This window comes from Paraburkholderia terrae (assembly GCF_002902925.1).
GTDB classification, from domain to species: domain Bacteria; phylum Pseudomonadota; class Gammaproteobacteria; order Burkholderiales; family Burkholderiaceae; genus Paraburkholderia; species Paraburkholderia terrae.
The window spans coordinates 730,996-757,075 of record NZ_CP026112.1 but is presented as its reverse complement, the minus strand read 5'-3'; the positions used below and the strand labels follow the sequence as shown (position 1 = coordinate 757,075).

Annotated in this window: 24 protein-coding genes; 12 read left to right on the top strand and 12 right to left on the bottom strand. The window is 63.3% G+C overall.

What is annotated here, in order from left to right:
* The first annotated feature begins 735 nt into the window (after positions 1-735).
* Positions 736-1,497, top strand: a complete 762-nt coding sequence (gene cobA / locus C2L65_RS19550) for a uroporphyrinogen-III C-methyltransferase (protein WP_042312797.1) — start codon at positions 736-738, stop codon at positions 1,495-1,497.
* A 19-nt stretch (positions 1,498-1,516) separates the two neighbouring features.
* On the opposite strand, the gene C2L65_RS19545 is transcribed toward cobA, so the two are convergent.
* A complete protein-coding gene (locus tag C2L65_RS19545; RefSeq protein ID WP_042312731.1) occupies positions 1,517-2,119 on the bottom strand; it encodes a CBS domain-containing protein in 603 nt (200 codons plus the stop codon).
* Between the two features lie 182 nt (positions 2,120-2,301).
* Here C2L65_RS19545 and mnmH point away from each other — a divergent pair, with 182 nt between their 5' ends.
* Complete coding sequence (gene mnmH / locus C2L65_RS19540; protein WP_042312733.1) at positions 2,302-3,375, top strand: tRNA 2-selenouridine(34) synthase MnmH; 1,074 nt, start codon at positions 2,302-2,304, stop codon at positions 3,373-3,375.
* 8 nt (positions 3,376-3,383) lie between these two features.
* On the opposite strand, the gene C2L65_RS19535 is transcribed toward mnmH, so the two are convergent.
* The 3 genes from C2L65_RS19535 to C2L65_RS19525 all read right to left on the bottom strand — a co-directional run bounded on the left by C2L65_RS19535 (position 3,384) and on the right by C2L65_RS19525 (position 7,149).
* Positions 3,384-5,726, bottom strand: a complete 2,343-nt coding sequence (locus C2L65_RS19535) for an EAL domain-containing protein (RefSeq protein ID WP_042312736.1) — start codon at positions 5,724-5,726, stop codon at positions 3,384-3,386.
* Positions 5,727-5,949: 223 nt separating this feature from the next.
* Positions 5,950-6,585 (bottom strand): glutathione transferase, encoded by a 636-nt coding sequence (gene yfcF / locus C2L65_RS19530; RefSeq protein ID WP_042312738.1) that lies wholly within the window; start codon positions 6,583-6,585, stop codon positions 5,950-5,952.
* A gap of 54 nt (positions 6,586-6,639) precedes the next feature.
* Positions 6,640-7,149, bottom strand: coding sequence for a GNAT family N-acetyltransferase (locus C2L65_RS19525; RefSeq protein WP_042312742.1), 510 nt, complete (start codon positions 7,147-7,149; stop codon positions 6,640-6,642).
* 238 nt (positions 7,150-7,387) lie between these two features.
* Between C2L65_RS19525 and C2L65_RS46160 the strand changes: the two genes are divergently transcribed.
* From C2L65_RS46160 to C2L65_RS19510, 4 genes are all read left to right on the top strand, one after another.
* Positions 7,388-7,534 carry a hypothetical protein gene (locus tag C2L65_RS46160; RefSeq protein ID WP_165576551.1) on the top strand — a complete coding sequence of 49 codons (147 nt, stop codon included), beginning with the start codon at positions 7,388-7,390 and terminating at the stop codon, positions 7,532-7,534.
* A gap of 14 nt (positions 7,535-7,548) precedes the next feature.
* Positions 7,549-8,142 carry a lysozyme inhibitor LprI family protein gene (locus tag C2L65_RS19520; protein WP_042312744.1) on the top strand — a complete coding sequence of 198 codons (594 nt, stop codon included), beginning with the start codon at positions 7,549-7,551 and terminating at the stop codon, positions 8,140-8,142.
* A 323-nt stretch (positions 8,143-8,465) separates the two neighbouring features.
* A complete protein-coding gene (locus tag C2L65_RS19515; protein ID WP_042312746.1) occupies positions 8,466-8,813 on the top strand; it encodes a gamma-glutamylcyclotransferase family protein in 348 nt (115 codons plus the stop codon).
* 107 nt (positions 8,814-8,920) lie between these two features.
* Positions 8,921-9,451, top strand: coding sequence for a hypothetical protein (locus C2L65_RS19510; RefSeq protein WP_042312747.1), 531 nt, complete (start codon positions 8,921-8,923; stop codon positions 9,449-9,451).
* A 25-nt stretch (positions 9,452-9,476) separates the two neighbouring features.
* Here C2L65_RS19510 and C2L65_RS19505 read toward each other — a convergent pair whose 3' ends face one another.
* Both C2L65_RS19505 and C2L65_RS19500 read right to left on the bottom strand, forming a co-directional pair.
* Positions 9,477-9,878: a hypothetical protein gene (locus tag C2L65_RS19505; RefSeq protein WP_042312750.1), complete on the bottom strand. Its 402-nt coding sequence runs from the start codon at positions 9,876-9,878 to the stop codon at positions 9,477-9,479.
* A gap of 274 nt (positions 9,879-10,152) precedes the next feature.
* A complete protein-coding gene (locus tag C2L65_RS19500) occupies positions 10,153-11,574 on the bottom strand; it encodes an aldehyde dehydrogenase family protein (protein ID WP_042312752.1) in 1,422 nt (473 codons plus the stop codon).
* A 102-nt stretch (positions 11,575-11,676) separates the two neighbouring features.
* On the opposite strand from C2L65_RS19500, the gene C2L65_RS19495 reads away from it, so the two are divergent.
* Both C2L65_RS19495 and C2L65_RS19490 read left to right on the top strand, forming a co-directional pair.
* Positions 11,677-12,582, top strand: a complete 906-nt coding sequence (locus C2L65_RS19495) for a LysR family transcriptional regulator (RefSeq protein ID WP_042312754.1) — start codon at positions 11,677-11,679, stop codon at positions 12,580-12,582.
* Between the two features lie 981 nt (positions 12,583-13,563).
* Positions 13,564-14,001: a YciI family protein gene (locus C2L65_RS19490; RefSeq protein WP_042312756.1), complete on the top strand. Its 438-nt coding sequence runs from the start codon at positions 13,564-13,566 to the stop codon at positions 13,999-14,001.
* A gap of 31 nt (positions 14,002-14,032) precedes the next feature.
* Here the strand turns inward: C2L65_RS19490 and C2L65_RS19485 are convergent, their stop codons facing one another.
* From C2L65_RS19485 to C2L65_RS19470, 4 genes are read right to left on the bottom strand one after another with little or no spacing between them, the layout of a single operon-like run.
* Positions 14,033-15,199: an ABC transporter permease gene (locus C2L65_RS19485; protein ID WP_042312759.1), complete on the bottom strand. Its 1,167-nt coding sequence runs from the start codon at positions 15,197-15,199 to the stop codon at positions 14,033-14,035.
* 25 nt (positions 15,200-15,224) lie between these two features.
* Positions 15,225-16,379, bottom strand: coding sequence for an ABC transporter permease (locus C2L65_RS19480; RefSeq protein WP_042312761.1), 1,155 nt, complete (start codon positions 16,377-16,379; stop codon positions 15,225-15,227).
* A 33-nt stretch (positions 16,380-16,412) separates the two neighbouring features.
* Positions 16,413-17,120, bottom strand: coding sequence for an ABC transporter ATP-binding protein (locus tag C2L65_RS19475; protein WP_042312763.1), 708 nt, complete (start codon positions 17,118-17,120; stop codon positions 16,413-16,415).
* On the bottom strand, positions 17,117-18,325 hold the full coding sequence (locus C2L65_RS19470) for an efflux RND transporter periplasmic adaptor subunit (RefSeq protein WP_035539585.1): 1,209 nt from the start codon (positions 18,323-18,325) through the stop codon (positions 17,117-17,119). The genes C2L65_RS19475 and C2L65_RS19470 overlap by 4 nt, the downstream gene beginning before the upstream one ends.
* A 308-nt stretch (positions 18,326-18,633) precedes the next feature.
* Between C2L65_RS19470 and C2L65_RS19465 the strand changes: the two genes are divergently transcribed.
* Complete coding sequence (locus C2L65_RS19465; RefSeq protein ID WP_042312765.1) at positions 18,634-19,491, top strand: class I SAM-dependent methyltransferase; 858 nt, start codon at positions 18,634-18,636, stop codon at positions 19,489-19,491.
* Between the two features lie 52 nt (positions 19,492-19,543).
* Here C2L65_RS19465 and C2L65_RS19460 read toward each other — a convergent pair whose 3' ends face one another.
* A complete protein-coding gene (locus C2L65_RS19460) occupies positions 19,544-21,379 on the bottom strand; it encodes a tannase/feruloyl esterase family alpha/beta hydrolase (RefSeq protein WP_042312767.1) in 1,836 nt (611 codons plus the stop codon).
* A gap of 394 nt (positions 21,380-21,773) precedes the next feature.
* Between C2L65_RS19460 and C2L65_RS19455 the strand changes: the two genes are divergently transcribed.
* The gene (locus C2L65_RS19455) at positions 21,774-23,030 is read left to right on the top strand and encodes an MFS transporter (RefSeq protein ID WP_042312768.1); all 1,257 of its coding nucleotides are present in this window, start codon (positions 21,774-21,776) and stop codon (positions 23,028-23,030) included.
* Positions 23,031-23,063: 33 nt separating this feature from the next.
* Here C2L65_RS19455 and C2L65_RS19450 read toward each other — a convergent pair whose 3' ends face one another.
* Positions 23,064-23,561 (bottom strand): winged helix-turn-helix transcriptional regulator, encoded by a 498-nt coding sequence (locus tag C2L65_RS19450; protein ID WP_042312770.1) that lies wholly within the window; start codon positions 23,559-23,561, stop codon positions 23,064-23,066.
* 283 nt (positions 23,562-23,844) lie between these two features.
* Here C2L65_RS19450 and C2L65_RS19445 point away from each other — a divergent pair, with 283 nt between their 5' ends.
* Both C2L65_RS19445 and C2L65_RS19440 read left to right on the top strand, forming a co-directional pair.
* Positions 23,845-24,495 (top strand): cysteine hydrolase family protein, encoded by a 651-nt coding sequence (locus C2L65_RS19445; protein WP_042312772.1) that lies wholly within the window; start codon positions 23,845-23,847, stop codon positions 24,493-24,495.
* Positions 24,492-26,069, top strand: coding sequence for an aldehyde dehydrogenase (NADP(+)) (locus tag C2L65_RS19440; RefSeq protein ID WP_042312775.1), 1,578 nt, complete (start codon positions 24,492-24,494; stop codon positions 26,067-26,069). Before C2L65_RS19445 ends, C2L65_RS19440 begins: the two co-directional genes overlap by 4 nt.
* Positions 26,070-26,080 lie beyond the last annotated feature (11 nt).

Below are 26,080 nucleotides of genomic sequence, written 5' to 3'. Positions count from 1 at the left end.
CGCTGCCTGCCTGTGCGCCATGGCGCGAGGCATCCGCGCACGCGAACCGCGACGCCCTCTGAGCCGTTCGGGACGAATGCAGGCGCCATGCCGCTGACGGTCTTCGTCATCCGTCACATGCGAAACTATCGACGCCCTTTCTCCCGCGAAGAATTCGATCAACGTCGAGATGCGCTGCTTCATTTCGTCTCCAGATGTCCTAGGCAATGCAACGCGAAGAACGCGTGCCAGTAAACGCAAACGGCGTCCCGACCGTCCGGTTCGAAAACCGGATAGAAGGGACGCCGTTGTCCAATTCGAAGCCTGAAAAATTTGATGCGACGCGGGTCGTCGTCGACGCCGCGGCAGTTTGACAACGCAAGCTGTGTGCCATGCGCGCGAACATGGCCGGACGCGATGCGTGGCAAGCGTCAGAGGATGCTTCCACGCTCAGCGGAGCGACGAGAAGCGATTCATCGTGATGCCTCACGGCACGTTCGTGGTGCGTCGCAGCACTGTGCGGGTGCGCGCCCGCTCTCGCCGACGCAGCCTGCTATGCCTCATATCCGCATGGAAGCTGGGCATGCGAACACTGGCCTCGTTCTTGCAATAATTGCTTCGCCGGCAAAGGCGCCGGCATCGAATTACTTGACAGCAGGATCACACAGGACAGCGGCGTCCCCTTCGTGCATGCACGGACGGGACGCCGTTTTGCATTGGCGGCCAGAGATCGACGATCACGCGATGGAGAACAGAATGAACACGGGCAAAGTCACACTCGTCAGCGCAGGACCCGGCGACCTCGATCTGCTGACCTTCAAGGCGGCCAAAGCGATCGCAGCCGCCGACGTACTGCTGATCGACGACCTCGTGAACGACGAGATCGCGACGCTGAAGGCGCCGCATGCCCGCGTCGTCAAGGTCGGCAAACGCGGCGGCTGCAAGTCGACGCCGCAAGCGTTCATCCAGCGCCTGATGCGCCGCTACGCGCTGCAAGGCAAGCACGTGGTACGCATCAAGGGCGGCGACGCGCTGCTGTTCGGCCGCGCCGGTGAAGAGATCGCGGATCTGCGGCACGCAGGGATCGACGTCGAGATCGTCAACGGGATCTCATCGGGATTCGCGGCGGCGGCCTCGCTTGGCGTGTCGCTCACGCATCGCGATCATTGCCAGGGGGTGATCTTCGTGACCGCGCACCTGCGCGACGGCACCGAGCCCGACTGGGCGAAGCTCGCGGCGACGGGCATGACGCTCGCGATCTACATGGGCGCGAGCCGTATCGACAGCATCAGCGAAGCATTGGGCGAGACGCTAGCACCCGATACGCCCGCTGCCGTCGTGCAGTGGGCAGGCACGTCGCGCGAGAAGCGGGTTTGCGCGCCGCTCGGCGACATCGCGGCGCGCGCGACGGCGCAACAGATTGCCAGCCCGGCCGTGATCCTGATTGGTGGCGCGATCGGCGAGGCGATCGTGGAACTGGCCGCGCGCGGCGAACCGCTGCGCCGGCTGAGCGCGTGACGTCCAACAGATGGCGCGCTTACAAGCCGCCCGGATGGCCGTACATGATCTTCATGATATCGGCCTGAGTCAGCATGCCGACGACGCGCCCGTCCTCATCCGCGACAGGCAGATGATGATGGCCGTTCTTCGTGAACAGCGGAATGACTTCCATGAGCGGCGCCGTCGCATCGACGTGCTGCGCGTGGCTCGACATCACCGTCGTGACGGGCCATTCGCGCCTTTCGCTCTCGGGCGCGACGGTGTCGGAAGCGAGCTTGAGAAAAGGCAGCACTTCGTCCAGCGGCTGCAGATCGACATGCGTGACCACGCCCTTGAGGCGCCCCTCTCCATCGACCACGGGCAGCAGCTTGATATGGTGCGCGTCCAGCGTCGCCAGCGCGCCGCCAATCGTTTCACTGACTGACACCGTGACGGGCGGTTTGCGCATCACATCCGCGCACGTGAGCCGCAACAGATCGCGCAGATACGCCTGCCGACGCAGTTCGTCGAGCAGTACTCGCTGTTCCTCCTGCCGTTCCGGCGAACGCCGCTCGTCGCCCGATTCACCGTTGCCGTGGTCGAGTCCCATATGATGCCGCTGGGTTCCGAAACACCATTGCAATACCGACGAAATCGACATGTTGCGCCTCCACACCTTCAGCTTACATCGCTTTCCGTTACTTTACATCATAACGTGAGGTATTTGCACGCGAGCGCCGCCTGCGGCCGCGGACGGGCGCGGACGGGCGCGGACGGGAAAAACAGCCCGACATGCGATAATCGGTCGATACGCCGCGCCGCGGCGGCCTTTGGCTTCAGCCCTTGAACTCGCTTCTCGTCCCGCTCGACCAGATCGCGGACTTCGATGAAATCGTCGACGTCCGCACGCCGCTCGAATTCGCCGAGGACCACATTCCCGGCGCGATCAACGCGCCCGTGTTGTCCAACGAGGAGCGCGTGATCATCGGCACGATGTACGCGCAGGTGTCGCCATTCGAGGCGACGCGGCAAGGCGCCGCAATGGTGTCGCGCAACATCGCCGCGCATCTGGAGACGACCTTCGCGGACCGTCCGCGCAACTGGCGTCCGCTGATTTACTGCTGGCGCGGCGGCAAGCGTTCCGCGTCGATGGCGACGTGGTTCAATCTGATTGGCTGGCGCGCGCGGCAACTGGACGGCGGCTACAAGACCTACCGCCGCAATGTCGTCACACTCCTCGACACGCTGCCACAGCAGTTCCGCTACATCGTGCTTGCGGGCCACACGGGCAGCGGCAAGACGCGTCTGCTGAACGCGCTCGCGGGGGCCGATGCGCAAACCCTCGACCTCGAAGCGCTGGCCGCGCATCGCGGCTCGATTCTCGGCATGCTGCCCAATGAGCCGCAACCCTCGCAAAAAGCATTCGATACCGCGCTTGTCGGCACCTTGCGCAGGTTCGACGCGAAACAGCCCGTGTTCGTCGAAGCGGAAAGCCGGCGCATCGGGTCCATTGCGTTGCCCGCTTCGTTGACGGAACAGATCCGTCGCGGCTCGTGTGTCGCCGTGGTGACGGAGCGCGACGAGCGCATCCGCCTGCTGCTGCAGGACTATGCGCACCTGTTCGACGACCGAGACCTCTTCAAGTCGCAACTCGCGCGGCTCGTCGAATTGCATGGGCGCGCGCGAATCGGCGAATGGCACAACATGATCGACGAAGACCGCCGTGTCGAGCTATTCGAGCAGTTGATCGATCTGCACTACGACCCCGCGTATGCGCGCAGCACAGGCAAGCACTTTGCGCGGCTGCCCGAATCGACGCGTTTCGCGCTTCGCCCAACGGCTTCCGACCTCCACCAACAGGCCTGCGCGCTGCTCTCGCAACTGCATTCATCGAGCGACGAACCGGCCTTCCGATAACTCCTGCATCACCAATGCTCGGCCGTCGGCCAAGGCAGACGCTGCAGCGACCAGTCCAGCTCCGCGCCGACCACGCAGCGTCCCACGGCCGACTGCAACGCGACCGTCACCGCGATGCACGGCCTGCCGCTCGCCAGCGACAGATACGGGCTGCTCGTGATGGGCACGCCCGGCCGCAGCACGGCATTGCGGAAATACGGCCGGTGGTCCCAGCGCGCATCGCGTGGATTCGCGACGGGATGCAGCGAACCGCCGTCGATCACAGACGCCTTGCCCGACACTTCATGCCCGATTTGCCGGCCCGTGTCGTCGAGTACGAAGCAGCTGATGCATAGCTCCATTTGCGCGAGATCGTAGAACGCGTCGTTGAGCGGCACGCCCTTGAGCCACGCATCGACACCCGCGTCGAGCGCCTGCCGGTAAGGTCGCACTTCCGATTCGAACAACGCATGCTGATGCGCGCGCCCTTCGGCGATCACGTCGAACGCGTGATCGATGCGCCGATGCACGGCATCGGGCGGCGTCACGGTCGGTGCCGGACGGCCGAGCAGATAGCCCTGCGCGAAATCGACATTCGATTCGACGGCGAGAATCAGTTGCTCCGTGGTTTCGACGCCTTCGACGACCACGAGCATGCCCGCCTGATGCAGCAGCGACACGAGCTTCGGCAGGATCGGCTGATCCGCGCCGGGGCTCTTCGCGCGGATCAATTCGCCGTCGAGCTTCACGAGATCGGGCCGGATGCGCAGCAGCCGGTCGAGGTTCGAATGGCCCGCGCCGAAATCGTCGACGGCAATCAGGAAGCCGTGATCGCGATATTGACCCGCCGCGCGCGACATATCGTCCACGCTGCCGCCGTGCGACTCCAGCAGTTCGAGCACCACGCGATCGGACGGAATGCCCGCTGAGCGCGCGATCTCCGCGAGCTGGTCGGGATAGCCGTCAGCGACGAAGGTGGCGGGCAGGATGTTGAGGAAGACCCACGCGTCGTCCGGTATCAGGCGGCGCGCATTGCTCAGATGCAGCGCGTGGCTGGTGCGGTCCAGCTCGCCCTGATCGGTGAATGGCTTGGGGGAAAACAGCTCGACGGGCGGCACCTGCGCGCCATCCTCGCGCTCGCCGCGCAACAGCGCCTCGAAGCCGACCTGCTTCTGGTGCGACAGGCTGTAGAGCGGCTGGAAATGCGAGGTCAGCCAGAAGTCGTCCCATTGCTGGCGGATCGGCTGCGCCGTGTCGTCGCCCGCGCGGACGTGCGTCCATGTCAGCCGCACCGGATCGACGAGGGTCGCGCGTTCCGCGCACACGCGGTTGCGCCCCGAATACTTTGCGCGCAGCAGCGCCTCGTCCGCGCGGTCGAGCAGCGCCATCACGCTTTCGCCCGGCCGATATTCCGCGACGCCGAAGCTCGCGCTCAACTGCCCATCTGGACGCGCGATGCGCCCGATCGCCGCGCGCAGCGTTTCGGCCAGTTGGGCGGCGGGACGCAGCGCTGCGTCGTGCAACAGCGCGAACTCTTCGCCGCCGATACGGCTCACGATATCGGCCGCCGCCGTCAGCTCCTTCAGCACGCGCGCCACGTCCGACAGCGCCTGATCGCCGACAGCATGGCCGAACTGGTCATTGAGCGACTTGAAGTAGTCGATGTCGAGAAAAATCGCGCTGACCTTCGCGCCGCTATCCAGCTTCGACAGACGCAGCGCCGCCTGCTCCAGAAACGCGCGGCGGTTCTGCAGGCCTGTCAGCGGATCGGTGGCGGCGAGGCGCGCGAGCCGGTCTTCGAGCAAAAAGTGATTGCGCCGGAACCAGTAGAAGCCGAGGTGAAACACGGCCGAGGTCGGCACCGCGATCAGGATCCACATCCAGCACACGACGCTGACGTCGCCGTGCGGGTCCGGCAGGCTCAGCAGCAACGGCGTGCCCGCCGCGTAGAACAGCGCGGTGCCGATGCAGAAGTGCGCGGGCGTGAGCCACAGCGGCGCCGCGCACACGGAGATCACCACGATCGCCGGCAGCGCCCATAACAACGGCTCTTCGAGCCCGACCACATTCAACGCGAGCCCCGCCAGCAGGACGAGCGTGTACGCGACGCCGATGCCGCCGAATACCCGGGTGCTACTGGTCCGCGGAATCGCGGCGACCAGCAACGCGAGCACGATCGCGCACGCGAGCCGCCATACGAGCGGCACGGCTGGTCCCGCGTCGAGGCTGCGCGCGAAAGCGAAGGCGATGTACGCGACGACGGTAAACGCCATCGTCACGGTCGAAAGGGGTCGCTGATGTTCCAGCGAACGTCGGTGAAACCGGCTTCTAAATCCGGCGTCGGACGTCTGTTCCGTCGGGGAGAAAAGCATTATTCACTCAGGCCAGTTCGGTCACTCTGCCGATGTATAACGGCAGCAAACGCCTGAGGTTAATACTTCACATCAATTCTCACAGTCAGGCAGTCAATGCCAGCCGGCCTGTTTTGTTTCACATTTGACGTTCGCGGTGCGGGCAGCTTGCATTCAATGCAACTTATGTTGCGAATGCAACCGTTTACTCCCTTTATGTGGGAAACAAATCGCAGCCCACGCGTTAAAGGGGTGGCCGCTGCAACTGGACCCAGCGTTGCACGGACGGCCTTTGCCATTGATGTCGCGCGTAATCGGCGAGATGTTTCGGCACGTCGTCGCCGTTCAGCACGAGGCGATTGAGCATCAACGCGAGGTCGACATCGGCAATGCACCATTCATCGAACAGAGACTGTGCGCCTGGCGCGAGCCATGCATCGCAAGCCGCGAAGAGCTTGTCGGCCGACTTGCGCGCGACGGCGGAGAGCGCCCCGCCTTGCGCGCCGTAGAACACCACTTCTGTCGGCCGCTCGCTGCGAATCGGCATCAGGTCGCTGCGCAGCCATGCCTGAATCTGGCGCGCCCGCGCGCGCTGTTTTCTATCCACCGGATAAAGCGGCGTGCCTTCGAAAGCGTCGTCGATGTACTCGGTGATCGCCGACGACTCGGACACCGCAAACCCATCGTGAACCAGCGTCGGCACACGCTGCGTGACGGAAGTCGCGGCGTAATCCGGCTCGTTGTTCGCATGACGGCCCAGATCGACGGTGCGCATGTCGAAAGTCAGATGCTTTTCGTGAAGCGCGACGAAAACCGACATCGCATACGGACTCGCGAATTGCGCGTCCACATAAAGAAGCAGTGAGTTGGCCGACGACATAGGCTCCTTGCAAGCGTGCGTAATGAACGTTCGTGGCGCGCGCCCTCTTGCGCCTCAGAGCACGAGTTCGAGAAAGCGCGTACCGGGAACGGGATTCGCATAGTACGGAGACGTTTCGGTAAAACCCAAACGCTCGTAGAGTCGTTGCGCGAAAGCCGTTTGAGGTACGGAATCTAACACGAGCTTTGCGTAGCCCAGCGACTTTGCCTTGTCGATCAACGCATGCATGAGCGTCTCCCCAAGCGCAAGCCCACGGTATGCGGAGCGCACGTAAAGGCGCTTCACTTCGGCGACCTCATCCGAATGGCGCAACAGCCCCACGCAGCCCGCTATCTCCGCCGTGGTTTCCGCAATCAGGAACATGCCAGAAGGCAACGTATACGTTTGCTCGAACGACTGCATCTCTTCTTCGAAGCCGCGATACGACAGGTCCATATCGAGCCATCTCACGTATTCACGAACGATCTCGACGAGCGGCGCGGTATCGCCCGGATAAACCGCTTCGCGAATCTGAGGAAGCACCTGAGGCCTGGTTAACGTGGTTGCCGTGGTGGAAGTCGTCATGTCGCCCTCGCGCTGAATACCCGGATCTACCGTACGGAATCCAGCGTATCGCGCACGGCGGCGCTCAGTCTTGAACGTTTGTGCATGCTTCGCGCTTGCTCAGCGCGCTATCTCTTCCACATCCTGACGGGTGCGCAACTTCTCGTAAGCAATCGGCTTTATCGCCCGTTGCTCGCCTGAATGCGCGCGCGCACGGCACCTATGCTTGCGGATCGAGACTATCTGCATCGAGGGGCCAATGCGCTTTACCACTGCTTCCATCCTGCTCGCGGTCATCCTGTGTCTGCAAGGATGCGCGACGTCGCTTCAGACCTTCATGCTCGGCGGCCTGGTCGGCGCGGCGGCGGGCATCAGCGCCGTCACTTGCGTTGTCGTGTGTCACTAGCCATCTACATTCCGATGAAGCTCAACCGATCCACCGTAGCCGCGCTCGGCCTGCTTGCGATGACCAGCGCGCATGCCACCAGCTTCAACTGCGCGAAGGCGCATTCGCCGGCCGAGACGCTGATCTGCCACGACGATGGTCTGTCCAGAGCGGACGACGAACTGGGCAAGCTGTTCAAGCTCGCCCAGCGACAAGCCGCCGATCGTCGCGCGTACAGAAAAGAGAGCGACAGCAAATGGGCATGGCGCGAAGAAAACTGCAGGGATGTCGCGTGTCTGACCGACTGGTACACGACGCGTATCGAAGAGATCCGCGAGCAGTTGCACACGCCATCGCCGGACGAACCGCGCGCGCCGCGGCCCGTCGACACGGATCTGGCCGCCGTGAGCAAGCCCGCCGACAAGCCGAAGGCATTCGATTCGCAGGCGTTCAGCCGCGACGTCCAGCAATGCACGGCCACGACGCAAGACCTCGTGCCGCCCGCGCAATGCGATAACGTGCTGGGCAAACGCGCGCAATGGCAAGCGCGTGAGCCTGCATCCGATGGCTGGTTCTGCGGCGTCGCGATGATTGCAGCGCCTTCCGCCGACGGCAGCGCGTCGCAATAGGCAGCGCGTCGAAAGCGGCAACAGCGAAGAAACGAAACGTTAAAACAAACGATCTCGAACGCCACAACGTTCGAGATCGTTTGTTGCATCTACAGCGTCGGGCCCGATGGCGCGTAGTAGAGAAGCAACCGCCCAGATCCAGCTTTTCGCTGAACACAACCTCCGACCGATAGCCAACCGACACGGCGTATTCGTCGCGCGCATGATAGTTGACGACGATTTTTCCCTCCTTGGATTTTCCGAAGGGTCGCCGCGACGGTCGCAGGCGCGTGTCGAGCCGTGACGGTAGACTTCCTCTTTCGAATCGAATCGAGGAGCGCCACTTGAACACGCCTGACATCGTTTATCTCTTCTCGTACGGCACGCTGCAGGATCGCAACGTACAGATCTCCAGCTTCGGCCGCGAACTCGCCGGCCGTCCCGATGCGCTGCCTGGCTATGCGCAGACGCTGCTTGCCATCGGCGATCCGAAGGTCGTGGAAATCAGCGGCAAGACTCACCATCCCGTGGTGCGCCCGAGCGCCAATCCGGCCGACGAAGTGGCGGGCACGGTCTTCGAAATCACCCATCAGGAACTACTCGCCGCCGACGAATACGAGGTGTCGGACTACAAGCGCGTACACGTCACGCTGAAGTCCGGCATCGATGCGTGGGTGTATATCGCCGCATGACGCATGCCCGGTTTGCTTACCGGGCCTTACGAGGCCTCAAGTTGCGCGCGCAACTGGACGTTACCGCCATCAGTGCAACTGGAATTCGCGACTGAAGGAGGCGTGCAATGGTAAGCAGTGTCGGATATGGGACGGCGACAACGCCATCGACGAATCGCGCTTCCGTGTCCGGCGAAGCATCGGCGCAAGCCGCGCAGTCCGCGGCGAACAACGTGATCGGCGCTGCGCAAAACGAAGGGAAGCAGGACGCTGCGACGAAGCCCGCGCAGCCGGGCGTCACAGTCAGCATTTCGCCCGAAGGCGCGGCGGCGGCTTCGCGTGCGCAGACTACGGATCAGGCGAATGTGCAGACGGCGACGGCATCGACTGACGCAGGCACTGACACGGATACGGACACCGACACGCCGGACTCCGCCGTGACTGACAGCGACATCGCCGATCCCAGCGCAACAGACGATGTTACTGGTGGCACAGAAGCAAGCCCCGCCAACGTCTCGCCGGTGAAGGCATTCGCCTATGGCGCATTGGGACTGGAGCGGCCGGACCAGCCGCAGGACGAGCGGAACAGCTTCTACACCGCAGGCAAGTGGCTCGCCGCGGGGCTGACGATCGGAGGATTGATCTCGCTGCTCGCGTGATGCGGGCAGCGAGCGGGGACAGATGTCAGCGCTTCGGCCGCAGCGCAGCTTGCTTGTCGAGCGTGTCGATATCTTCGTCGAGGCTCTTGCGGATCGTGTCGATCGCCTGATCGACGTTGGCGGGCTTCAACTGGTTGCGAGCCAACGCGACATAAACGTAGTGACGCAGCGCCGGATCGTGCGTCTTCGACAGCACGTCGTGATAGACCGCGTTCATGTCGGCGTCGCGTCCGCTTATGTCGTAGAGACGCTGCAGATGCTCGAGATCGTTGATGGCCGCGAAGCCCGGACCATGCGGCGGCGGACCGTCGTGTGCAGAGCCGTCGTGCGACGGCGGAAGATCGGACGAAGGCGGCACTTGTGCATGAGCGGCGGACGTCAACGCGACGAGCGCGGCGAGAAGAGAGATGCGTTTGAGCGAGATCATGGCGATCGGCAGAACGGCGGCTGCCGTTGCAGTAATGAAGATGCCGAAACGATAACAACGCGCTCCACGCGTTGGGAGGCTCGCCACAAAGGGCTCGCTTACGCAGACTTTCGCGTATCACATGCGTGCTGGCTCGATTGTGCGCGTCAACGGGCGGCGTGCTCCGTCCGTGCTCGGCGCATGGCGATCGTCCTTCGCTAACACGAGCCAGAAAAAGAAAGGCGGTGAAAGACACCCTGTCCTTCACCGCCACGCTCAACGCGTCACGACACGCTCACAGCACGCCGAGCAACGCCTTCGGCTCAAGAAACGCTTCGATGCCGTATGTGCCGTACTCGCGTCCAATACCCGACTGCTTGAATCCGCCAAACGGTGCAGCCGGCTCATGCGCCAGCGTGTTGACGAGCACACGTCCCGCCTCGATGCGCGACGCCACTTCGTGCGCGCGCGTCTTGTCCTGCCCGAACACGTACGCCTGCAAGCCGTAGTTGGTATCGTTGGCGATCTTGATTGCTTCTTCGGTGTCGTTGTACGCGATGATCGACAGCACCGGCCCGAAGATTTCCTCGCGCGCGATCGCCATGTCGTTGGTCACGTCGCTGAAGACGGTCGGCCGCACGAACCAGCCGGCATCGAGACCATCGGGACGCCCTTCTCCGCCCGCGATCAGCCGCGCGCCTTCGTCGATGCCGATGCCGATATAGCGCTGCACGCGCTCCCACTGTTTCTGGCTGACCATCGGACCGACGGTCGTGCGCGGATCGCGCGGATCACCCGATTGCGTCAACGCCACTTCGTCGCGCACGCGCGCCTCGAACTCCGCGAGCCGCTGGCGTGGCACCAGAATACGCGTACCCGCGATGCAGGCCTGCCCGCTGTTCATGAAGCCCGCGTTGATCGCGAGCGGCACGACCTGCTCGAAGTCCGCGTCGTCGAGCACGATGGTGGGCGACTTGCCGCCCAGCTCAAGCGTGACGCGCTTGAGCGTATCGGCGCCCGTGCGCAGAATCGTCTTGCCGACGGCCGTCGATCCCGTGAACGAAATCTTCGCGACATCCGGATGCGAGCTGATCTGCGCGCCGACGGAATCGCCGCGTCCCGTCACGATGTTGAACACGCCCGGCGGCAAGTCCGCTTCGTGGAGCGCCTGCGTGACGATCTGCGTCTGCAGCGCGCTCATTTCGCTCGGCTTGATGACAGTTGTGCAGCCCGCCGCCAGCGCGGCCGCAAGCTTGCCGCAGATGAAGCCCGCGTTGCTGTTCCAAGGCGTGATCAGCCCCGCGACGCCGAGCGGCTGCATCGCGACTTCCGCCGTGCCGGCGCGGCGCGTGAACTCGTACTGTTCCAGCACCTTCGCCGCTTCGATCAGCACGTTGCTCGCGTGCTGCGCCATCCAGCGGCCGCGCGACACAGGCGCGCCGTATTCCTCGACGATCGCCTCGTAAAGCTCGTCCTCTTTCGCGACGACGGCGGCATGCATGCGCTTGAGCATGTCGATGCGCGCGCGCTTGCTGGTGCGCGAAAACGCCGGAAACGCGCGCTTTGCCGCCGCGATTGCATCGCGCGCATCCTTTGCGTCGGCGAGACGCACGCGGCCGATCACGCGCTCGGTCGCGGGGTTGAAAAGGTCGAACCATTCGTCGCCGTGCGGCGTGACGAACGCGCCGTCGATATAGATCGTGTCGATTGTGTGCATCTGCGTATCCCGTGACTTGCCTTCAGTGCCATAAAGATAGCGGCACCTGATTGACGCGACTAGTCGTACAATCGGACATGACCTATTGAGCAAAACAGGATAATGAAGACCACCGGCCTGAGCGAACTCGAAGCGGTGCTGGCTGTTGCGCGTCACCGGAGCTTCCGCGCCGCCGCGAACGAAATGGGCGTCTCGACCTCGGCGTTGAGTCATTCCGTGGCGGCGCTCGAAGCGCGCATCGGCGTGCGGCTCTTCAATCGCACGACGCGCAGCGTGTCGTTGTCGGAAGCGGGCGCGCAGTTTGTCGACAGCGTGGCGCCCGCGCTGTCGACGATCCGCGTCGCGCTGGAGCAGGCGGGCAGCTTTCGCGACACGCCGAGCGGCACGTTGCGCATCAACACGGCCGTGGGGGCGGCGCATCAGGCGATGCCTGTTTTCATTGCGTTCCTTGCGCGCTATCCGGAGATGAAGCTCGATATCGTGACCGAGGGGCGGCTGATCGATATCGTGGTTGAAGGGTTCGATGCCGGGATTCGGCTTGCGGAGACGGTGCCGCAGGACATGATTGCTGTACCGTTCGGGGATAAGCAGCGGTTTGCTGTGGTCGGGAGTCCGGCGTATTTTGCACGGCATCGGCCGCCGCGTACGCCTGACGAGTTGAGTCAGCATCGTTGTATTCGGACTCGTATGCCGAGTGGCACGATCTATCAGTGGGAGTTCGAGCGGCATGGGGAGACGGTGCGGATCGATGGCAAGGGGGCGCTGACGCTCGATGAATCCGGGCTGATGTTGAGCGCTGCGCGGGCTGGGGTTGGGCTTACTTACTTGTCTGAGTGGACGGTGGCTGAGGATCTCCAGGCGGGGACGCTGGTTCGTGTGCTTGAGGATTGGACGCCGCCGCTGGATGGGTTGTGTCTCTATTATCCTGGGAGGAGGCATGTGCCCGCCGGGTTGCGGGCGTTGATTGGGGTGATTCGGGAGTCGGCGGATTTGCAACGCAAGGGGTAGGGGTTTGTCTGCGACGCTGTTTGGGGTTTTGGCCTTTGCGGTGGCATTCGCGTTTGCGGCTTTGCGGCGCGGGTGTTTCGGTTTGTTGGTTCTTTCGCTGGCATCCGCGTTATGGTGTTTGCCGTTCACGCGTCGCCGTTCGGTGTTTCGGCCTTTGTGCTGGCATCCGCGTTTTGTTAGCGTGCTTCAAGCGTCGCCCCTGTGCGGGGCGGCACCTACTTTTCTTTGCCGCCGCAAAGAAAAGTAGGCAAAAGAAAGCGGCTAACACCGCCAGTTCTTGTGTTTGCCTGAGGGACCCCAAAGGGTCTTACACTTCATACGGCAGCCTTTCTGTTTGCGTGCGTTGCCAACGCTTTGAATGTGCGTCTCACCCGCTTCAAACACCCGTACATGGGCTCACGGCAGCGAATGGTATGTGCCGCCCAGGTGGCAAACTGTGTGTAGGTTGTCGCGTCGTACAGGGTAGCGCTCTTGCAGAGTGGGACGCATGCGCTATCGTCCGAAGTGAGGCGTGTGAGGTGCTACGGCCTACACACAGTTTGCCACCTGGGCGGCCGTGGAATATCTGGCACGGCGTGCTGCGACGCGGACGCGTGAAGCAGGTGAGGCGTCAATTCAGAGCGCTGGCAACGAACATGGGTCACGTGATTGCCGTGTGAAGCGTAAGACCCGTTGGGGGCCCTCAGGCAAACACTAGAACTGGCGGTGTTAGCCGCTTTCTTTTGCCTACTTTTCTTTGCGGCGGCAAAGAAAAGTAGGTGCCGCCCCGCACAGGGGCGACGCTTGAAGCACGCTAACAAAACGCGGATGCCAGCACAAACACAAGCAAACCAAACCGCCCGCGCCAAGAAAGCAAAACCCGGCTGCCAGCGCAAAGGCAAAAAAAACCAGACCATGTTGTCGATTCCCCCCACCCTCAATCGTCGTCAAAATGAAACCCGCCATTCCGCGGTTCCAACCAGGTCAGCCAGGAGAAAAAACATGCGAGTCATGGTAATCGTAAAAGCAACGAGCGACTCAGAAGCCGGCAAGATGCCCACCACCGAGCTACTGACAGCAATGGGCCAATACAACGAAGAACTCGTGAAGGCGGGCATCATGCAGGCAGGCGAAGGCCTACACCCAAGCTCTCGCGGCAAGCGTATACGCTTCTCCGGCGCAAACCGAACCGTAATCGACGGCCCGTTCGCAGAAACAAAAGAATTGATCGCCGGCTTCTGGCTCTGGCAGGTGAAATCGATGGAAGAAGCTGTCGAATGGGTCCGGCGCTGCCCGAACCCGATGGAAGGCGATTCCGAAATCGAGATCCGTCAGGTCTTCTCAGCCGAAGATTTCGGCGACGAGTTCACCCCCGAACTGCGCGAGCAGGAAGACCGCCTACGCGCCGAGATCGAACAGCAAACGCACAAGCCAAACTAACGACAAAACCCGTCGGCTGCACGCAGCAAACTCACCGCGCACGCAACGCATCAACGATATTCATGCGCGCCGCCCGCATCGCGGGCAAAAAGCCGCCGACGAGCCCCATCGTCATCGAAAACGCCAGCGTCTTCAAAACAATCGCCGGCGTGAGGATGAACCGGAACGACAGGTCCGCAAAGGTCTGAAAATTCGTCGTGGAAAACGACGCAAATTGCATGAAGGCTGCGCATCCCAACCCCGCCAACCCTCCGACGAGCCCCAGCAACACCGCCTCGATCAAAAACGCGGCCAGCACGTTCGCCCGCTGAAACCCGAGCGCGCGCAGCGTGCCGATTTCGGCGACGCGATTGGCGACGGACGCGTACATCGTGATCATCGCGCCAATCATCGCGGCAATCGAAAAGATCGTCGACAGCGTAAAGCCAAGGATGTTGAGAAACGTCGACAGCGCCTTCGACTGGTCGCTATAGAACGTCTGCTCGCGCTTCGCCTCCTCCGCAAGACGCGGATCGACATCGATATCGGCCCTGAAGCGCTCGAACTGATCGGACTCCGCGATCCGCACCACCATCGACGAATAACTCGTGCGCCGGAACGCTTGCATCAGCTGATCGACGTCGCCCCAGATTTCCGAATCGAAGCCGCTGCCGCCCGCATCGAAGGTGCCGACCACCGTCCAGTCGCGCTGCGCGAAACGCAAATGCTCGCCGAGTTGCGTGCCGCTGAAACCCTTCGCGATACTGCTGCCCACGATGATCTCCGACGACCCCGGCGCAAACATGCGCCCCGACGCGAGCTTCACCTGCGGCCGCAAGCTCATCGCAGCAGGCGAGACGCCGCGTATCACCACGTTCGACGGCTTGCCCGTGCCGAGCTTCAGCAGCGAAATCAGCACGACGGATTCTTTCGACGCCATCCGCTTGCCATCGCTACCCATCTCCACGGCCGGATGCATCTCGATCACGTTCGCCTGGCCGCGGTCGATCGCGCTCTGCACCTCCGTTTCCGCGCCCTTGCGAATCACAACGACGTTGTCCGCTTCGCCCGTCGACACGAGCGTTTTTTTGAGGCCCGCGTCGAGCATCAGCACCGTCGCGAACACGAACACCACGAGCGCGAGGCCGCCCGCCGTCAGCGCTGTGGTCAGACGGCGCGTCCACAGATTGCGGGCGATGTACGAAAGCGGAATGGCCACGTTGTGCTTGCCTTTAGCGTTGATCTCAGCCGATCGCCCGCAGGCCTTCGACGATCCGCACGCGCGCCGCCTGCAGCGCCGGAATGATGGCAGCAGCCAGCCCGACGACGAGCGCGCACGCGGCCTGCTGCAGCATCGTTTCGCGCGACACTGTGAACACCGGGAACACGCCGCCCGTCGCCTGCTTGAAGAAGCTCGCGGCGGGTGGTGTCGCGAGCATGCCGAGGCCCGCGCCGACCGTGCAGATGGTCAGCGACTCGCCGAACATCAGCAGCGCGAGAAAACCTGGCCCGAAGCCGAGCGCCTTGAGCGTCGCGTATTCGGTGGTGCGCTCGCGCGCGCTCATCGCCATCGCATTCGCCATCACAGCCATGATGATCACGATCACCACGTACGACACGAGCCGGATCGCCGCAATGATCTGATTCGACATCGCGACGAAACCGAGTTGAAACGCCTGCTCGGTTTCCGTCAGCGTTTCGGCGAGCGAGTTCTTGAACACGTTGTCGACGTTGCGGGAAATCGCGGCGGCATCGTCAGGATTGTCGATGCCGACCACGTACACGCCGACCTGATCCGCGCGCCGCCCCGGCATCTTGCGCACGGATTCGTTCAGATAGTCCCAGTGAAAGATCATCTGGCGCGTGATCGTCGATTCGTCGCGGCCATCCAGAATGCCGCGCACGACGAATTCCCACGTGCCCGGATAGATCGTCCCCTTGATAGGGATCACATCGCCGACCTTGAAGCCATACGCGGTCGCAAGCTGCCTGCCGATCAGGCAGCCCTTGCGATCGCGCTCGTAATCCGAGCGCTGCTGCGCGGGCAGAATGAACTCAGGGTAAAGGTCGAGATAGTTGTCCGACACGGCGAACTGCGCGAAAAAATTCTTCGGGTCGCGGTAAACGCCGCCGAACCAGTTCGAGCGCGCCACCAATGTCACACCGTCCACGCCGCGAATACGGTTCTCGTAGCTGAGTGGCAGCGGGAACGTCAGCGAGATCGCGTTGCGCGTCACGAGCCGCGCATTCGATGCGGCCGCCGCGCCCGCATACCACGCGTCGATCACGGTATGCAGCAGCCCGAACGCGAGCACGGCAATCATCAGGCCGAGCACGGTCAGCGTCGTGCGCAGCTTGTGCCGCAGCGCGTTACGCGTGATCAGCTTCAGCAGGTACATGGCGGCATGATCTCCGATACTGCCGCGATCGCTTCAGCGAGCCGTGCCATCGATCAGCTCTCCCTTCTCCAGATGCACGAGCGCTCTCGCCGCGCCCGCCGCGTGCGCGTCGTGCGTGACCATGATGATCGTCTTGCCCAGTTCGCGGTTCAGGCGCTGCAGCATCGCGAGCACTTCTTCGGCGGATGCGCGGTCCAGGTCGCCCGTCGGTTCGTCGGCGACGATCAGCGTCGGGTCGGTGATCAGCGCGCGCGCAATCGCGACGCGCTGCTGTTGCCCGCCCGACAGCTCAGACGGGTAATGATGCGCGCGATTGCCCAGATTCACCATGTCGAGCACGAGCGCGACGCGCTCGCGGCGCTCCTTGCGCGTCAGGCGCGTGAGCATCAGCGGTAGCTCGATATTCTCGAACGCCGTCAGCACGGGCATCAGGTTGTAGAACTGGAAGATGAAGCCGACGTGCGCCGCGCGCCATTGCGCGAGCGCGGATTCGTTGAGCCGCGTGATGTCCAGCCCGCCGACGCGCAACTCGCCGCCGTCCGGCCGGTCGATGCCCGCAATCAGATTGAGCAGCGTGCTCTTGCCCGAGCCCGATGGCCCCATCAGCGCGATGAAGTCGCCTTCGCCGATCGCCAGCGTGATGTCGGATAGCACAGGCACGGTCTGCACGCCGCGCCGGTACGATTTGACGAGATGCCGGATATCGACGAGCGGCGGCGTTGCGTTGATCGGCTCGCTCACTGTTTCTTCGCCACGGTGACTTTGGCGCCGTCCTTGATGTGCTCGTTCGGCGCGCGCACCAGTACGTCGCCGGGTCGCACGCCGCTCACTTCCACCAGTTCGCCGAGCGTCGCGCCCGTCGTGACGGGCACTTCGCGCACGCTGTCGTCCTTGACGACGAACGCCACCTTGCGGCCATCGCGCTCGACGATGGCAGCCGGCTGCGCCGCGACCACGGGCTTGCGGTCTTCGGGCGGCACCGGCTTCGACAGAAACGCGATCTTCGCGCTCATGTCGGGCAGCACGCGCGCGTCGCGATCGACAAAGCGCACCTTGACGAGCACCGTCGCTTTCGAACGGTCGACGGTCGGCACGATGCGCGACACGCTGCCCGCGAGGCGCATGTCCGGCAACGCGTCGAGCTGGATCTCGCAAGGCGCGTTCACGGCGATCTTGCCGATATTCGATTCGGCGACGTCGGCTTCGACTTCGAGCGTGTCCATGTCGGCGATCGTCACGACGGCGCCCTTGCTGTCCGAGGCCTGCGAAAACGGCGTGATGTTGTCGCCGACGTTCGCGTGCTTTTCGATCACCACGCCGTCGAACGGCGAGCGGATCACGGTCTGATCGACGGCGACCTGCGCGGCCTGTGCGTTCGCCTGCGCGGCCACGATTGCGGCGCGGCTATTGTCGATCGATGCCACCGCCTTGTCGTAGCGCGCGACGTCGGCGTCGTATTGGGTGGCGGGGATCGCGCCGTTCGGCGCCAGGATTTTCGAACGACGCAGATTGACCTCGGCGTTCTTCAACTCGGCCTGCTGCAGCGCGAGGTTCGCCTGCGCGACCTTGATCTGCGCCTTCGCCTGCGCAAGCGACGCCTCGACGTCGTTGCTTTCAATTCGCGCGATGATCTCGTCTTTCTTGACGCGCGTGCCTTCCAGCACGCCGAGCCATTCGAGGCGCCCCTGCGCTTTCGAAGAGACGGCCGCCTTGCGTTGCGGCACGACATAGCCCGTTGCATTGAGCAGCGTGTAGGTTTGCGACGGATAAGCCGACACCACGGTCGTCGTCTCGACGGTCTGCGGACCCGCCAGCCTGAGGCCGACGACGAGCGCGACGACGAGGATCAGCGCGACGACCCCGTAGCCGATCCAGTTGCGCCGGCGGCCACCCGTGGCGACGGCTGGCCGGTCGATTTTCAGCCGCTTCAGATCGTGATCTGCCAATTTCTTATGTCGTTGCCGCAGGGTTGATGCTGTCGCGCGTCTCGACGCACCGCCACGCCGGCTACTTATAGTGTGTAAATGGGTCCACAGTATAGCGCCGCGCCCTGCCCTCGTCTGCACGGGCCTGGCATCCCGCTTGCAACGCAACAGTGCTTGCGCGCAAAACGCCGGGAGTGCTTACGATTCGGGCCGTGCATCGCGTGCCGCGTATGCGATAAGCATCCGGCTGTATCGCGCAAGTGTTGACAGGCATCTGCGCCAACGGTTTAGATTCTGGCCGTTGGTGTTCGATTTCCGAGGGAGGCATCATGGAAGAAAAACAAACTGTCGCAGCGGACAGCACTGCCGTACGCGTCGCGCTTTGGCGCGCGATGCATGTTCAGGTCGACGCGCCGCCGCATGTGCTCGACGACGAAGTCGGTCTGCGGCTCGCCGCGCCCGACGCAAGCTGGCGCGAACGTCCCGATATGGATGCGCAGGGAACGCGCGGCTATCGCGCGTCGATCGTGGGCCGCGCGCGTTTTATCGAAGACCTGGTTGTGGAGCAGGCGGATCGCGGCGTCGGCCAGTACGTGATCCTCGGCGCGGGTCTCGATACGTTCGCCCAGCGCAAGCCGCGCATCGCGTCACGGCTGCGCGTCTTCGAAGTGGATCGGCCGGGCGCGACGTCGTGGAAACGCGAGCGCCTGCTCGAACTGGATTACGGCATTCCCGACTGCCTGCGGCTCGTACCCGTCGATTTCGAAGCCGGTCAATCGTGGTGGGAACAGATTGCGGACGCGGGTTTTGATGCGAGCGCGCCCGCCGTGATCGCATCGACGGGTGTTTCGATGTACCTGACACGCGAGGCGAATCTGGCGACGCTGCGCCAGATCGCGAAACTCGCGCCAGGCTCGACGCTGGCAATGACGTTTCTTCTGCCGCTCGAACTGATCGATCCCGCCGAGCGCGCGCAGCATGAGTTCGTCTACGAGCGCGCGCGGGCAGCGGGCACGCCGTTCGTCAGTTTCTTCAAGCCAGTCGAGATGCTCACGCTGGCGCGTGAAGCGGGTTTCAAGGGCGTCAAGCACGTGTCGACGGCCGATCTCGTCGAGCGCTATTTTGCGGGCCGGTCCGATGGACTAAGGCCATCGACGGGTGAAGCGTTTCTCGTTGCAACCACCTGAAGGTTCATGAACCGCGCGCCGTCCGTCATGAAAAGACGGCGCGCGGTCATTCCTAGAACCCGTTGGCCGTCTTCCGATAGCTGCTCCAGTTGTTGCCGCCCGTGCAGTTCAGTTGCGAGCCCTGCGCCTGGCACCATGCCTCATAACCCGGCGAGTAGAGCCACTCTCCCATCCAGTTCAGATCGACACGCGTGTCGCCTTGCGCCGACACGAAGTTAGACGCGTCGTCGGTGCTGCCCGAGCCGGTGTAGCGCGCCACGGCCGGATATGGGAATACCGGGCGTGTGCGCGTGGTTTGCCCCGTCGAATCGATGATCGACGTGACGATCTTGCCTGGCTTCGCGCCCGTCTCCGTCCATGACATCAGGGGCGTGAGGATATCGAACGTGTTCGGCCCTTCCCCGCCGCCGCAATGCGCGACGCCCGGGAACAGATAGAGCTTCGCGAAGGCGTCGACGCGCTCGCTGCCCATCACGTTCTTCATCGCGGTGTAGTACTCGATCGTCGAGCGCGGAGAGATGTGCTGATCTTCGAGGCCATGCCACAACAGCAGCTTGCCGCCGCGCCGTTCGAACGGATGCAGGTCGGGGTCGGTGGCCGCGAGGTACTTCGAGGTCGGCACGGTCTTCAGGAACGCGTCGATCGTGAACTTCAGATCGCTAAAGCTCGCCGATGCATTCGATCCATTGAAGTAGTCGAGGTAGCGCAGGAACGGCATCACGAAGTTGATGCTGCCGCTCGGCCCTGCATCCGTTGCGGGTACGAAGAGACTCCAGTTCAGCTCCGAGCCCCATTCGCGCGAGACGAACGGCTCCAGACGCGCGCCGCTCGTATCGGTGGCGCCGTCGTGAATCTTGCGCACCACCGTCGCCTCGGCCGCCGACAGGCACGTCGCCGCCGCCTGCCCTTTCGCGCACACCAGTGTCGCGGGATCGAAACGGCAAGCCTGTGGACGATCGATCACGCCATCCGTCACGCCGTCGATACCGTCGCACGCCTTCATTACGGCGGCATGGACGAGCGGCAGCTTGTCCGCGAGCAGAATGTATTTGCCCGTCTTCGGATCGATGTTCGCGGCGGCTGCCCAGCCGTGATGGAAGGTGTTCTGCACGATCAGATCATTGGCGGGCGCGCCTGCTGCAATGCCGTCGAAGTCGTCGGGAAAGCGCTGCGCTTCCATCAGCGCTTCGCGCCCGCCGTCGGAGCAACCGTCGAAGTACGCGTACTTCGCGGGCCGCGCGTAGAACTTGTTGATGATCGCCTTCGCCACTTGCGCCGTCGCGTGCTCCGCGCGATACGCGAAGTCGAGCTTCGCCTTCGGGTCGAGCGCCCATGAACCGTCATTGCCGCCTTCGTGGCCCATGTCGGTCGCGGCCATCGCGATCTGTCCGTTGGTGACGGGCACGCAGGTCGAGGCCATCGGTGCGTTGACCGACAGGTTTCCACAAAGCCCGCCGCAGCCCGTTTGCAGATAGCGCTGGGTCCAGCCTTGCGTCGGCAGTTGCAATTCGAATAGCGATGCACCCGGTCCGATCGTGCCCTTCACGTCGCACACAGGCGCGGGCAGCGTGCGCTGGCCGACGGCCGTTCCCGCCGCCAGCACGACAGCCGAGGTGATCGTGACCGTGCCGTCCGTCACGCCGCTCAGGTCGAGTCCTGCGACGGCTGCGCAGTTCATCGCGGGCATCACGGCGGGCAGGTTGGCGAGGCCCGCCGCCGCATGCGCGCCGGACGGCCAGGCCATTGCCGTCAGCAGCGACACGAGCAAGGTGAACGCGGCCAGCAGGCGGCGCATGAGGTCATGTTGCACACGTTCTGTCACACGCCCTGCGCTCGCCGCTGTCGGCAAAGCGCACGCAAGCGATCCTGCGTTGCAGATCACACGCATCTCTGTCTCCTGTTGTCATCGGAATGCGGCGCTCGCGCGATGCGCCGCTAGCAGAACACGCAACCAGTTGCACGCTCAGGATAGCCAACGTAAGGGACTGACACGATTGCCAATTTGGCGCGATCCAATCTGTTTTTCTTATCGGCTCACGGACGACCGCCGCGCTAAGGCTGCGCTAACTCTGCAACGGCAAAATCCTGCGATGCACCGGGACAAGGCGTGGCAACGCCTGAAACCACGCGCCCAACGCGGGATTTGCAATCCGTCTGCCTGTTTTCAGAAGCGGTGATATGGTGCGCGCAATTGGCGGCGACGCGTGTCGTCGCCCGCTCACCTCATTGGTGCAGCGTGCGAACCGCACGCCATGCACTCATCATCGATCAGCGATAAAGACATGAACTTCGAAAACAACGCCACGAGCAATTCGCTGGACGTCGCCGACGCGACGTCTTCGCCGTTGCGAGCATGGCTCGCGGTGGCATCGGTAACGATTGGCGCGTTCGCCTTCGTGACGACGGAATTTTTGCCCGTCGGTCTCCTGCCGCAAGTCGCGCAGACCTTCGACGTATTGCCGGGCACAGCCGGCCTCATGGTGACGATTCCCGGCATCATGGCTGCTATCTCCGCGCCGGGCCTGATGCTCGCCGCCGGGCGCGTGAACCGCCGGCTGATTCTGATTCTGCTGACCGTGATGCTGCTCGCGTCGAACCTGCTGTCCGCGTTCGCGCCGAATTTCCCGATGATGCTCGTGGGCCGCGCGCTGCTCGGCGCCGCGCTCGGCGGCTTCTGGACGCTCGCGCTCGCAGCGGCGGGGCGTCTCGTGAAAGCACATGAAGCGCCCCGCGCGACAGCGACGATTCTCGCCGGCGTCACCTGCGCGACGGTGATCGGCGTGCCGCTCGGCACCTTCATCGCGAGTCTCGCTTCGTGGCGCATGTCGTTCATCGCAACGGCCGTGCTCGTGAGCGTCGCGCTGATTGCGCAGATTGCGCTGCTGCCGTCGCTGCCTTCCAAAGCGGCTTTGCGTTTCGCCGATCTCGTGACGCTCGTGCGCCGTCCGTTTCCGCGCAAGAGCCTGTTGATGGTCGCGTTGATTTTCGGCGCGCATTTCTCGTCGTACACGTATATCGCGCCGTTTCTGCAGAACGCGCATTTCAGCACGTCGACCATCACCGCGGTGCTGCTCGGCTTCGGCATCATCGGCTTCTTTTCGAACTTCGCGGTATCGACGTTCGTCGCGCGCAGGCTCAAGAGCACGCTCGCCACGGTGACCGTGCTGCTGATGTTCGCGTTGCTGACCATGCCGCTGCTCAACGACATGGCGCCCGTCGTGACGGGTATGGTGCTCGCGTGGGGCGTGGCGTTCGGCGCGATTCCGCTGTGCGTGAGCGTATGGATGCAGGAAGCCGCGCCCGATTTGCCCGAAGCGGGTTCGGCGCTGTTCGTCGGCATCATTCAGGTGGCGATTGCCGTGGGGTCGTCCGTGGGCGGCACGATCGTCGATCACGCCGGTATTCCCGTCGACTTCTGGTTCGGCAGCGTGCTCGCGATTCTCGGCCTCGTCACGCTGGTGAGCTTCCGCACGCGCAACAACGTCGCGCAGGCCGCCGCGCCTGTGGCGTCAACCGAGGTTCAGACCGAGTGCGTCTGATGCGTGAAGCGCAGCGTCTTCACGCTGCGCGCACTACTTCCGCTTGAACGCGGCGCGCCGCTCGGCGCGCTCGCTGGCGAAGCGGCTACTCAGCGTCGAATCCAGATCCTTTCGCTCGACGTGTTCGCCACAATGCGGACACACGTTCGCCAGTCCGACATCGTGGCCGCACTTGCGATGCACGAAGCGCACCGCGATGTCCTCGTGCTTCTCCTTGCACCACGTTTCACCCCACGCGCGTAACGCGTGAATCACGGGATAAAACGCCCGCCCTTTCTCCGTCAGACGATACTCGTAGCGCAGCGGCTTCTCGCTGTACGGATGGCGCGCGATCATGCCGTCCGCTTCGAGCGACTTCAGACGCGTCGCCAGCATTTGCGGCGTCGCTTCCGTCTGGATCTGTATCTCCTCGAAACGCGCTGCGCCCATGTACAGCTCCCGCAGGACGAGTATCGACCACCGGTCGCCGACGACATCCAGCGACCGCGACACCGGACACACCGTATTAGCCTTCTCTGCGACACGTGCCACGATTCTTCCCCCATCGAAACTCTCAATTTCATAGTAACACAAACAGGCATTGGCGTGCATACACACACGCCGTCTGCGCGCCTGTTGGCGGACCTTGAGGGCTAATCGGAAGCCATCGCAAAACGACCCGCAAAGTCACGTCGCACTTTACACTATGATTTTCATAGTGATATGCTGCGTTCACGTTAGCGATGCGCGAGACGTCACGCATCGTCCGATCAAGGCAGCCGGCGCCGGGTGGGGAACGCGAATTCGTACGCACCCTTTTCGATGGAGAACTGAAATGCCCAATACTGTTTATCGCGCGGAGCGCACCGGCCTGTTGCTGGTCGATCCGTACAACGACTTTCTGTCGGAAGGCGGCAAGCTGTTTCCGATGATCAAGGAAATCGCCACCAACGTCCGCCTGCTCGACAACCTGCGCGCGACGGTCGCCGCCGCGCGCAAGGCCGGTATCCAGGTGTTCTACGTCCCGCACCGCCGCTGGCAGCCGGGCGATTACGACAACTGGGATCATCCGAATCCGACGCAGCGTCTGGTTCAGCAGCGTCAGACGTTTGCAAAGGGAACGTGGGGCGGCGAATGGCATCCCGATTTCGTGCCGCAGGATGGCGACATCATCGTGCAGGAGCACTGGGCGCAAAGCGGCTTCGCCAACACCGATCTCGACTTTCAGTTGAAGCAGCAAGGCGTCACGCACGTGATCGCCGTCGGCCTGCTCGCCAATACGTGCATTGAATCCACCAGCCGCTTTGCGATGGAACTGGGTTATCACGTCACGCTCGTGCGCGACGGCACGGCCGCTTTCTCGGAAGCGATGATGCGCGCCGCGCACGAACTGAACGGACCGACCTTCGCACATGAAATCCTGACGACGGCCGAACTCATCGCCGCGTTGCCCGCAGTGAAAGAAGCAAAGGGAGCACAGGTATGACACTCACTGGCAATCTGCTGATCGGCTCGCATGAAGTTGCTGCGACGGCCGGCACCATGAAGGCACTGAACCCCGCAACGAATGCCGCGATCGAACCGGAGTTTGCATTCGGCGGCGTCGCGGAAGTGAATCACGCGGCGCAACTCGCCGACGACGCATTCGACAGTTTCAACAACACGTCACTCGATGAACGCGCGGCGTTTCTCGAACGCATCGCCGATGGACTCGATGCCGTCGCGCCTGAACTTGGGCAGCGCACATCGCTGGAAACGGGCTTGCCTGCCGCGCAGCTCGAAGCGGAAACGGCCAAAGCGGCCACGCAGTTCCGTCAGTTCGCGACTGTGGTGCGTCAAGGGCGCTTTCGCCAGGCGACGATCGATCCCGCGCAGCCCGAGCGTCAACCGCGCCCGCGCATGGATCACCAGATGCAGAAGATCGCGCTCGGCCCCGTCGCGATCTTCGGTGCGAGCAACTTTCCGATCTCGTATTCGGTGGCGGGCGGCGATACGGCATCCGCGCTGGCGGCCGGCTGTCCTGTGATCGTGAAGGCGCACAACGCGCATCCGGGCGCATCCGAAATCATGGGCCGCGTGATCCAGCAAGCCGTCGAAGCATCGGGCCTGCACGAAGGCGTGTTTTCAATGCTGCGCGGCGGCGGCAATGAAATCGGCGAAGCGCTGGTCGATCATCCGCTTATCAAGGGCGTGACGTTCACGGGCTCGGAAGTCGGCGGCATGGCGCTGTTCCGGCGCGCGCAGCAGCGTCCCGATCCGATTCCCGTGTTCACGGAAATGACGAGCGTCAATCCGACCTTCGTGCTGCCGGCTGCGCTCGCCGCGCGCGGCGGCGCAGTCGGCGATGGCTTCGGCGAACGCATGCTGGTCAACGTCGGACAAGCGTGCCTGAAGCCCGCGATTCTGCTTGCGATCGACGGCCCGGGCTACACGGAACTTCGGCAGGCGCTGATCGCCCGCGTCGAAGCCATGCACGCTCGCACGATGCTGACGCCCGGCATCTGGAAGTCGTACGGCGACAATCTGGAGCGGCGCAAAAACGCCGGCGCGGAACACATCGCGGCGGGCGGCGATGCGCAAGGTGAATGGGACGGGCAGGCGGCACTGCTTGAAGTCGACGGCGCGCGCATGCTTGCCGATGCGTCGCTGTCGGAAGAAGTGTTCGGTCCGGCTGCGCTGCTCGTGCGTGTATCGGACGTCGAGCAATTGATCGCGATCGCAAAGCAGTTCCGCGGCCAGTTGTCGGCGACGATGCAACTCGATTCCGCCGATCACGCGCTCGCCGCGCGCCTGTTGCCCGTGCTCGAACGACGTACGGGACGCATCGTGATCAATGCGTTTGCGCATCCGCAGGAAGTGTCATATGCGTCGATTCACGGTGGTCCGTTCCCGGCAACGTCTGACAGCCGCTTTACGTCGGTCGGCATGACGTCGATCGAGCGCTTTCTGCGGCCTGTGTGCTATCAGGGTTTCCCGGACGATCTGCTGCCTGAAGCGTTGAAGCATGACAATCCGCGCGACCTGTGGCGTCTCACGGATGGCGAGTTGTCGAAAGCCTGATCACTCTCGAT